General features: G+C 60.7%; 1 protein-coding gene, 1 tRNA gene and 1 pseudogene. All 3 read left to right on the top strand.

Annotated elements, in window-relative coordinates; genetic code table 11:
* The first annotated feature begins 219 nt into the window (after positions 1-219).
* Positions 220-831, top strand: a complete 612-nt coding sequence (locus WCA53_RS19655) for a hypothetical protein (RefSeq protein WP_423914446.1) — start codon at positions 220-222, stop codon at positions 829-831.
* A 633-nt stretch (positions 832-1,464) separates the two neighbouring features.
* A tRNA-Ser gene (locus WCA53_RS19650) sits at positions 1,465-1,554 on the top strand.
* 77 nt (positions 1,555-1,631) lie between these two features.
* Positions 1,632-1,766 (top strand): annotated as a pseudogene (locus WCA53_RS19645) (IS630 family transposase); the annotation flags it as partial.

Here is a 1,766-nt window from a genome sequence, read left to right as displayed (position 1 = left end):
ATGTTGTATCGCTCGACGGACTGCCTCTGTCGTCGTGGCGCTCCCATGAAGAATCTGGCCCATAGCGCATCCTTCGAATCGTTCGATAAGGATGCCCCATCAAAGCCCGGGACTAAACACCTAGTGGGTGCTTTGGTCTCGTATCACGCCAAGTTCGCTACCATCGACCGGCTGGCGAAATCCGATCCAAGCAATGCCGGTTGGCAGCGTAATCTCTCGGTGTCGTACGAGAAGATCGGCAACATGCAGGTCGCGCAAAGCGACTTCGAGGGGGCGATGACCTCGTACCGCGACAGCCTTGCGATACGAGACCGCCTCGCAGCGTCCGATCCCGGCAACGCCGTCTGGCAGCGCGATTTCTCGGTGGCCTACGACAAGATAGGCAACGTGCAGGTTGCGCAGGGCGACCTCGCCGGCGCGCTCAAGTCCTATCGCGACAGCCTCGCGATCCGAGGCCAGCTGGCGCAATCCGATCCTGGCAACACCGGCTGGCAGCGCGATCTCTCGGTGTCGTACAACAAAATCGGCAACGTGCAGGTCACCCAGGGCGACCTAGCCGGCGCGCTCAAGTCCTATCGCGATGATCTTGCGATCACCGACCGACTGGCGCGATCCGATCCCGGCAACGCCGGCTGGCAGCGCGATCTCGCGGTGTCGAACGGAAACATCGCGATTGTGCTCGGAAAGATGGGGAATGGCGCCGAGGCATTGGAGGCGCTGCGACGCGGTCATGCGATCATGGTGCGCATGACCGCCCTGTCGCCGGACAACGTCCAATGGAAGCGGGACCTTGACTGGTTTGCAAGCCAGATCGCCGAACTCTCGCAATAGGCAGCGCCCTGCCCCAGGCCGTTTGCGGCCGGGCTTCTCAGTCCTTCAAACGCGAGGCTCGCCCAACGGGCTCGTCTGCGCCACGAACGGGGGCGAAGGGAGCCTTAACGCTATTTTCCGCATCTAGCAGCGAATAATACGATTGAATTGGCAGGCGCGGGCGGCTTTCTGGGCGCCGAATCGCGACCCTTACCCGGTGGCGGTCCCCGAGGCGCCCTTGCTTTGAAGCGTCCAAGCGCCTCATGGGGCGCGGGAGGTCGCTGAAGCCGAAGATCGGAGCACGACATTATCTTGTATAAAACCGAACCTCGTGTTATAGATTTTCTATTCGCCGGAGTGGAGAGCCGCAGGGTGGGGTCGAAGAGAGAGGATGGAACGCATCTTGTCCTTGCAACTCGAGACAGAGAGAGAATTTTTTACTCCAATCGCTCGTAACCCATTGAAAAGTCCCGATTCCAAAAAATAAACGCTAGTAAACGCTAGCAAATTTACTAGCGCTTACTAGCGTTTACTGACGTTTATTGGCGCTTATTTGCTTTTGCCTCGCGGTGTCCCACGCGACCGAGGCTGCTTGCGCCCGCGTGGCGGGCGGTGCTATCGCGCTCGGCTCGCGCTTCTTATGAGGCGCGCGACGGAGGGGTGGCCGAGCGGCTGAAGGCGCACGCCTGGAAAGTGTGTATGCGGGAAACCGTATCGCGGGTTCGAATCCCGCCCCCTCCGCCAGAGCCGTTGGAACAGAAGGAAATTAACACCCCAATACCAGTCCTCGCGGTCTTCGGGGAGATTATGACGCAGGGGCGCTGCGGGTGGCGGCGAAACGATCGAAGGATGGGCCGCAGGCCAGACGGCTTCTGGCCCTTGCGGCGATTTACGACGGCGCGAGCCGTACCGAGGCGGCGAAGATTGGCGGGGTGACGCTTCAGGTCGTTCGCGAC

The sequence above is a fragment of the Caballeronia sp. genome, from assembly GCF_049581465.1.
Taxonomy (GTDB): Bacteria; Pseudomonadota; Gammaproteobacteria; order Burkholderiales; family Burkholderiaceae; genus Caballeronia.
Note: the sequence above shows the minus strand (reverse complement) of the source record. Positions and strands in the feature narration are given on the sequence as shown.